Origin of the sequence: Streptomyces sp. MZ04 (assembly GCF_004684775.1) — a bacterium.
Lineage (GTDB): Bacteria > Actinomycetota > Actinomycetes > Streptomycetales > Streptomycetaceae > Streptomyces.
In genome coordinates this window covers 19,143-27,161 of the sequence record NZ_SRIC01000094.1, presented here as the reverse complement: position 1 = coordinate 27,161, position 8,019 = coordinate 19,143, and the positions used below count along the sequence as shown (strand labels likewise).

6 protein-coding genes are annotated in these 8,019 nt (G+C 68.5%); 1 reads left to right on the top strand and 5 read right to left on the bottom strand.

Annotated elements, in window-relative coordinates:
- Window positions 1–53: 53 nt before the first annotated feature.
- A complete protein-coding gene (locus E2651_RS20615) occupies window positions 54–2,303 on the top strand; it encodes an MMPL family transporter (protein WP_135332650.1) in 2,250 nt (749 codons plus the stop codon).
- A gap of 68 nt (window positions 2,304–2,371) precedes the next feature.
- Here E2651_RS20615 and E2651_RS20610 read toward each other — a convergent pair whose 3' ends face one another.
- From E2651_RS20610 to E2651_RS20590, 5 genes are all read right to left on the bottom strand, one after another.
- The gene (locus tag E2651_RS20610) at window positions 2,372–3,349 is read right to left on the bottom strand and encodes a CDP-alcohol phosphatidyltransferase family protein (RefSeq protein ID WP_135332649.1); all 978 of its coding nucleotides are present in this window, start codon (window positions 3,347–3,349) and stop codon (window positions 2,372–2,374) included.
- Between the two features lie 192 nt (window positions 3,350–3,541).
- A complete protein-coding gene (gene mgt / locus E2651_RS20605; protein WP_135332648.1) occupies window positions 3,542–4,801 on the bottom strand; it encodes a macrolide-inactivating glycosyltransferase in 1,260 nt (419 codons plus the stop codon).
- A 77-nt stretch (window positions 4,802–4,878) separates the two neighbouring features.
- Window positions 4,879–6,171 (bottom strand): sugar ABC transporter substrate-binding protein, encoded by a 1,293-nt coding sequence (locus E2651_RS20600; RefSeq protein WP_135332647.1) that lies wholly within the window; start codon window positions 6,169–6,171, stop codon window positions 4,879–4,881.
- Window positions 6,171–7,013, bottom strand: a complete 843-nt coding sequence (locus tag E2651_RS20595; protein WP_135332646.1) for a carbohydrate ABC transporter permease — start codon at window positions 7,011–7,013, stop codon at window positions 6,171–6,173. The genes E2651_RS20600 and E2651_RS20595 overlap by 1 nt, the downstream gene beginning before the upstream one ends.
- A complete protein-coding gene (locus E2651_RS20590) occupies window positions 7,010–7,930 on the bottom strand; it encodes a sugar ABC transporter permease (protein WP_135332653.1) in 921 nt (306 codons plus the stop codon). The genes E2651_RS20595 and E2651_RS20590 overlap by 4 nt, the downstream gene beginning before the upstream one ends.
- Between the last annotated feature and the right edge of the window lie 89 nt (window positions 7,931–8,019).

Below are 8,019 nucleotides of genomic sequence, written 5' to 3'. Positions count from 1 at the left end.
CCCAGATGCCCACGGCCGCCCATCGGTGCCCGGCCCCGCCCTAGCTTCGAGCCATGGGGAATCACAACATACGAGTACGGGGGATCGCCGCCCGGGCCGGCGGATGGAGCGCCGGGCACCGATGGGCGGCCGTGGGCATCTGGGTGCTCTTCGTCGTCGTGTCCATGGCCCTCGGCTCGGCCGTGGGCCGTACCGACGTCGACCAGGACGACCTCAAGGGCGAGACGAACCAGGCGACGAGGATCGTGGAGGACGCCGGCATCAAGGAGCCGGTCGGCGAGAGTGTCCTGATCCAGGCGAGGCAAACCGGGACGAGCGCCCCCAAGGCGACCGACACCGGCTTCCGGCAGGCCGTCGACGACGTCATGAAGGCCGTCCGGGCCACCGGCGAGGTCACGGCGGTGACCTCGCCCTACAAGAGCGACTCGGTCTCCGGGGACGGGCGCAGCGCGCTGGTGCGGTTCGACATGCGCGGCGACGACGAGACCGCGGGCGAACGCGTCGAACCGGTCCTGAAGGCCGTCGACGAGGCCGCCGACCGGCACAAGGAGCTGCGGATCGAGGAGATCGGCGGCGCCAGCATGCAGAAGACGTTCGACGACGCCTTCGGCAACGACTTCCAGCAGGCCGAGTACTCCGCGGTGCCGGTCGCCTTCGGCATCCTGCTGATCGCCTTCGGCGCACTGGTCGCCGCACTGCTTCCGGTGGCCCTCGCCCTTACCGCGATCATGGCGACGATGGGCCTGATGGCCGTCGTCAGCCAGTTCCAGCCGATGAGTGAGACGGCGAACTCGGTGATGCTCCTGGTGGGCCTCGCGGTCGGCGTCGACTACTGCCTCTTCTATCTGCGGCGCGAACGCGAGGAGCGCGCCAAGGGTCATGACGCGCATACCGCGCTGAGCATCGCGGCGGCCACCAGCGGCCGGGCCGTGATCGTCTCGGGGATCACGGTGTGCGTGGCGATGGCGGGCATGCTGTTCACCGGCATCGGCGAGTTCGAGGCGATGGGCGTCGCGTCCCTGATGGTGGTCGCGGTCGCCATGGTCGGTTCCGTGACCGTCCTGCCGGCACTGCTCTCGCTCCTCGGCGAGCGGGTGGAGAAGGGCCGGGTGCCGTTCCTGCGGCGCCGGGAGCGGGCGGGCGGTGTGCCCAGCGAGAGCAGGATGTGGCGCGCGGTCGTCGGCCGGGTCCTCAAGCGGCCTGCCGTCTCGGTGGCGATCGCGGCGGGCGTCCTGGCGGCGATCGCGCTGCCGGCGATCGGCATGAAGACCCAACAGCTCACCCTGGACCAGGAGTTCGGTGACTCGTTGCCGATCGTGGCCACGTACGAGCGGGTGAACGAGGCGTTCCCGGGCGGCTCCGAGCCGGCCGAGGTCGTGGTGAGCGCCGACGACATCGACGCGGCTCCGGTGCGGGCGGCGATCGCCGACTTCCGCGAGCAGGCGGTGAGTTCGGGCGCGTCCAAGGGCCCGGTGGACGTGACGGTGCACGAGCGGCAGAACGTCGCGTTCCTCTCCGTACCGCTGATCGGCGGCTCCGACCAGGGCAAGGCCGAGAAGAGCCTGGACATTCTCCGGGACAAGGTACGGCCCGCGACGCTCGGCGCGGTCGACGGCGTCGAGGCGCCGGTGACGGGTCAGGTGGCGGGCTCGAAGGACTTCAACGACCAGCTGACCTCGTCGGTCCCGCCGGTCTTCGCCTTCGTGGTGGCCTTCGCCTTCCTCCTCATGCTCCTCTCCTTCCGCTCCCTGACGATCGCGATCACCTCGATCGTGCTCAACCTCCTGTCGGTGGGTGCGGCGTACGGAATCCTGGTGATGGTCTTCCAGCACGGCTGGGGCGCATCGCTGGTCGGCGCGGAGGGCGTGGGCGCGATCGTCGCGTGGCTGCCGCTGTTCCTGTTCGTGATCCTCTTCGGCCTCTCGATGGACTACCACGTGTTCGTGGTCTCCCGGATCCGCGAGGCGCGACTGCAGGGACGTACGACGAAGGACGCGATCAGCCACGGCGTGGTGACGACGGCGGGCGTGGTCACGAGCGCGGCCGTGATCATGGTGGCGGTCTTCGCGATCTTCGGCACGCTGTCCATGCAGTCCATGAAACAGATGGGCGTGGGCCTCGCGGCAGCGGTCCTGATCGACGCGACGGTGATCAGGGGGGTGCTGCTGCCGGCGGTGATGGCGCTGCTGGGCGAGCGGAACTGGTATCTGCCGCGGTGGCTGCGCCGCATGCCGGACCTTACGGATGACGAGGTGACTCCGCAGCCGGTTCCTGTGGCGGAGGGGGAGCGGGTGCGGGCGTAACGGAGATGCCCTCGAACGCCGGACGGGCCGGAAATCCAGCCCGTCCGGCGTCAGTCCCCGCGAGGCCTCTACGCCGCAGCCACGACCTTCCGCTCCTCGAAGGAGTCGATGGTCCGCGTGAAGTCACGCGTGGACAGCAGCAGCTTGTAGATGATGGCCAGTTCGAAGACCAGCAGCAGTGCCCCGGAGACGATCGTCGCGGGCATCACCACGTCGAACAGCGGGCCGATCATGAAGACGCCCATCTGGAACTCGATGCCGCTCACCAGGTGCGCGCGTATGCGGTGGCGCAGCAGGAAGGAGCGGGCCCGCAGATAGGCGGGGAACTTGCGCCGGAACTCCTGGTGGAGATCGATGACCTGAGCCTTGGCGACGGGGACGGGCGCCTCCGGTGCCTCCGGCGCCTCCGGAACGCCCGCCTCAGACCGCGCCTTCTGCAGATCCTGCTCGATGTCCGCCTCGGGGTTGTCCCGCAGCAGATCCTCCATGAAGGCGAGCTCGGCCTGGTTCTCCGCGCGCCGCGCGGCCCTCATCCGCACCTTGATCTGCTTGCGCATGGAGTGGCGGATCTTGAAGATCTCGAGGGAGTTGATGTACCGCAGCGTGTCGAGCCCGACCACGGCGACCGCGGCCCAGATGTACATGGACTCGCCGGTGCGGTGGTACTGACCCCACATCAGGGCCACCGCACACGCCATCACGCGGATCCGGTCGAAGACGAAGTCGAGCCAGGCCCCGAACACCGAACCGGTGCCGGTGAGTCTGGCGATCTTGCCGTCCATGCAGTCGAGGATGAAGCTGAGGTGGTAGACGACGGCACCGGCGATGAGCCACCGCCAGTCACCGAGCGCGAAGAACGCCGCTGAGACGAGCCCCAACAGGAACGCGCCCCAGGTGATCTGGTTCGGTGTGATCCGTGTACGCATGGCCGTCAGCCGCACGAGGGGCGTGGCGACCGGGTCGACAAGCAGCACGGTCCACCACGCGTCGCGCTTCTTCTGAGTGATGCGGCGCACCTCGTCGAGGGGCGGTATGTCTCGTCGCATGGGGTCAACTTCCTGGCGTTCGTGGAAAGTTCACCTCACGCTAAGAAGCGATTGGTTCAAGGAACAAGAACCTGCCCGTGCAACCTTTCACCGGGGGTAACGGTCAACCTTTCAGGGCGAGTCAATGGCCCCACCAGAACAACCCTGCGTTACCTGAGCGTTATCGAATGACCTCGGCGTTACCGAAACGCTTCACTGAGCGTTACGCTCGGCCGCCTTCGCCAGCTCCTCCTCGATGAGGTCGGCCGCCATCTTCGTACCGCCCTCCCCGGCCATCCCGGCCCGCACCTCGACCGACTTGCGTGCCACTTCAGGATCCCCGGCGAGCGCGAGCACCGCCTCGCGCAGGGTGGCCGCGGTGGCCTCCTCCATCGGCAGATGCCGGGCCACGCCGAGCGCCTGCAGCATGTCGGCGTTGCCGAACTGGTCGACGGCCTGCGGCACCGCGACCATCGGCGTCGCCGTGGCGAGACCCTCCTGGCTGCCGCCGGCGCCCGCGTGGGTGATGAAGGCGTCGGCCTGCTTGAGGACCGCGAGCTGCGGCACCCAGGAGTGCACCTCCACATTCGCGGATACGTCCCCCAGCTCGGCCACGTCGACGTGCCCGCCGATCTGCAGCACCACATGCCAGCCCGGCAGGTCCCCGAACGCCTCGATGCACTCATGATAGAAACCGGGCTGCTTGGTGAACGACGAGCCGAGCGAGACCAGAAGCACCTTCTCCGCATCGGCGGGCCGCTGCCAGTCGCCTTGCGCCGAGCGGTCACCCTGACAGGCGCCGACGAACGTGTGCACGCTCTCGTCGACACGGTCGGCGTTCGGCTGGAGCGCCTTGGGGATGAGCACGAGCGAGCGGGCCGGGCGGCCGACGAAGGGGTCGGGGTGCTGGGTGATCCCGTTCCCCTCCAGCCAGGCATGGAAGCGCTCGTAGTAGGCCTGGCCCCGCTCGGACGCCTTCAGCTCGGCGTACATGGGCTCGGAGACCTCCTCCTCGTAGCCGTCCCAGGCCACCAGGTTCGGCGAGAGCGAGATCTCGGGCACGCCCCAGCGGCGGGCCAGGACGCGCGCCGGGTAGGAGGTGATGTCGTGCAGGACGAGGTCGGGCTCGTCGCCTTCGTACGCCCCGGCCAGCTGGGGCAGCGTCTCGATCGCCTCGGTGAGGAACGGCTCGATATTGTCGATCAGTTCGGTCCCCCAGGCCTCGGGGTCGGCGTCCGGGCCCGGCAGGGTCGTCGTGTACGGGACGGGCTCGGCACCGGTCTCGGCGACCTTCTCGGCGAAGAGGTGCGGGATCGCGTACGTGACGCGGTGACCGCGGGCGACGAGCTCCCGGATCACTTCGAGGCTCGGATTGACGTGCCCGTGGGCTGCGATGGAGAACATGGCGATATGGGCACGCTGGCGTGTGGTCATGCGCCGACCATAAACGAGACGAGACGTCTCGTGCAACATCTATTCGTGCAACAGCTACTCGTTCAACAGCTACTCGTTCAACAGCTACGCGATATCCGCGCCGCCCCGCGAGGCGCCTACCTCTGATACCGCGCCAGCACCAAGTTCCCGTCCTTCACCAGGCGTTTGCGCAGCTCGTCCAGGCCGATCGCACCGCTGTAGTACTCCTGGAGCGCCGGGGTGGCGACCTTGTCCTTCCACTCCGGGTAGCCCCGCACGGATTGAGCCGGCGCCGAGCGGAGGTCCTCGGCCAGGGCCGTGCCCGTCGCCCAGTCGTTCTTCTGGGTGTGCAGGGCCGGGTCCTTCAGCGCCTCCGTGCCCGTGGGCAGCATCCAGTCGCCCTGGGCGAGCCGCACCATGTTCCGCGGCTTCAGGAGGAAGTCGATGAACTCGACGGCCTCCTTCTTGTGCGCGGTGTCCTCCGAGACGGAGAGGGTCTGCGGGCTGACGCCCTGGGCGAGCCCCTCCGCGCCGGCCGGGGCGGGAAGCACCTGCCAGTCGAAGCCCTTGGGCGCCTGTTGGACGATCTGCTGACGGTAGGAGAAGCCGAGCGGCACCATCGCGTACTTGCCGCCGAAGAAGCCGGGCAGGGTGTCGGAGCCGCCCATGCCGAGGGTCGTGCTCGACGCGCTCTTGTCGATGTTGACCTGGTCGTGGACCGTCCGCGGCATGATCTCGTCGGCCGCGTCGAAGCGGACGTCGACCTTGCCGTCCGCACCCCGGTGGAACATCTTCCCGCCGGTCGAAAGGGAGAGGTTCAGCGTCGCGGAGACCGGCTCCTTGAGCGGCCAGGCCACGCCGTACTTACCCTTGTCCTTGTCCGTCAGGTCCTTGCTGACGGTGCGGAACTCGTCCCAGGACCACGGCTTCTCGGGTGTGGGGATCCTGACACCCGACTCCTTCAGCCACTTCGCGTTGGCGATGAGCACGCGCGGCTCCTGGAGGAACGGCACTGCGTAGACGCCGTCCCCGAAGGTCGTCGTCTCCCAACTCCGCTTCGGGATGTCCGACTTGAGCCGCTCGGGGAGCAGCTCGCCGAGGTCGGCGAGATAGCCGCCGTACGCGAAGTCCGCGAGGTCGTCCGAGGCGTCGTGGATGATGTCGGGCGCCTCGCCGCCCTCGAAGGACGTGAGCAACTGGTCGTGGACGCTGTCCCAACTGCCCTGGACGTACTCGACCTTGACGTCCGGGTGGGTCGCGTTCCACTCCTTGACGAGCTCCTTGTTGGCGTCGACCGACTCCTTCTGCCAGGCGAGCGACTGGAAGCGGAGGGTGATCCGGCCGTCGTCGGACTCGTCGGAACCGCCGCCGCATCCGGAGAGCAGCAGCGCGAGGGCGGCGGCCGCCGCCGTGGCGATACGTGCGCGCATCAGCTCTTCACCGCCCCGGTCAGCATGCCGCCCGTGATCCGCTTCTGGATGATCGCGAAGATGACGAGCGAGGGGATGGTCGCGAGGAAGGCGGCCGCGGCGAGCGGGCCGAGGTCGGCGGCGCCCTCCGCGCCGATGAAGTGCGTGAGGACGACCGGCAACGTCTGTTTCTCCGGGGTCTTGAGCAGGACGAGCGCGAAGAAGAACTCGTTCCACGCGGTGATGAAGGCGAAGAGGATCGTGGCGACGATGCCGGGCGCGAGCAGCGGCGCGGTGATCGAGACGAGCGTACGCAGCTTGCCCGCGCCGTCGACCGCGGCCGCCTCCTCCAACTCGGTGGGTACGGCCCGGACATACCCCACCAGCATCCACAGCGCGAAGGGCAGCGACCACACCACGTACACCATGATCAGGCCCGGCAGGGAGTTGATCTGGCCGAGGTTCTTCAGGACCAGGAAGAGCGGGATGATCACCAGGACGAACGGGAACGCCTGGCTGACGACGACCCAGCCGGTGGCCGCCCGCGCGAGCAGCGTGCGGTGGCGTGCCATGACGTACGCCATCGGGGTCGCGATGATGACGGCGATGAGCGCCGCGCAGACCGCCACGATCAGCGAGTTGCCCGCGGCGCGAAGCAGCGGCTGCTCGTCGAAGGCCTGCCGGAAGTTGTCGAGCGTGGGGTCCTTCGGGATCCAGGTGGGGTGCAGGCTGGCCAGTTCGCGCGGCGGTTTGAAGGCCGTGGAGATCAGCCAGAGGAAGGGGAAGGCGAGGAAGACGAGGTAGCAGAGGAGTGCGAGGTACTGGCCCGCGCGCGCGGGCTTGCTGGTGCGTGTCGTGCTCACTTCTCGTCGCCTCCCTTCAGGCGGCCCACGAGGTAGAACGCGAGGATCACCGAGATCACCGCGACCATCACACAGCCCATCGCCGCCGCGTAGCCGAACTGGCCGTAGCGGAACGCCTCTTCGTAGGCGAAGAGCATGGGGAGTCGGGTGCGGCCGCCGGGGCCGCCGTTGGTCAGGACGTAGACCAGGGCGAAGGAGTTGAAGTTCCAGATGAAGTTGAGCGCCGTGATGGCGAGGGCGACCGGCTTCAGCGCGGGCCAGGTGACGGTGCGGAAGCGGCGCCAGGCGCCGGCGCCGTCCATCTCGGCCGCCTCGTGCAGTTCGCGCGGGGTGTTCTGCAGTCCGGCGAGCAGCGCCACGGTGGTCTGCGGCATGCCCGCCCAGATGCCCACGACGATCACGGCGGGCAGTGCGGTGCTCAGTCCTGTGAGCCAGTCGCGGCCGTCGCCGAGTCCGAGGTTGCCGAGGGTTTCGTTGAGGACGCCCGCGTCCGGGTTGTAGACCAGGCGCCACATGATGCCGACGACCACCTCGGGCATCGCCCAGGGAATGATCGCGAGCGACCGGGCAAGCCAGCGGAAGCGCAGGTTCTGGTTGAGCAGGAGGGCCAGGCCGAGGGCAAGCAGGAACTGTGGCACCGTCACGCCGACCGCCCACAGCAGGCCGATCCGGAACGAGTCCCAGAACAGCGTGTCGTGCAGCAGGTCCTGGAAGTTGAGGGCGCCGACCCACTGGGTGGGTTCGGTGCGTCCCGCCTGGGAGTCGGTGAAGGCCAGCGCGATGCCGTAGAGGAGCGGGCCCACACTGAGGATCAGGATGGGGATCAGCGCGGGCAGCACCAGGAACCAGGCGCCGTGGTCCGACCGTCGGCGGTCGGGCGGTCCCTTCTTCGCTGACCGCGTCGTTGCGGTCGCCAATGTCACGGAATCGGCTCCTTTGGGCGGCTCATCGGGGTATGGCCGCCCAGGCGGCCCCCGTCATCGTGCTGATGGGATCTTGATACGTC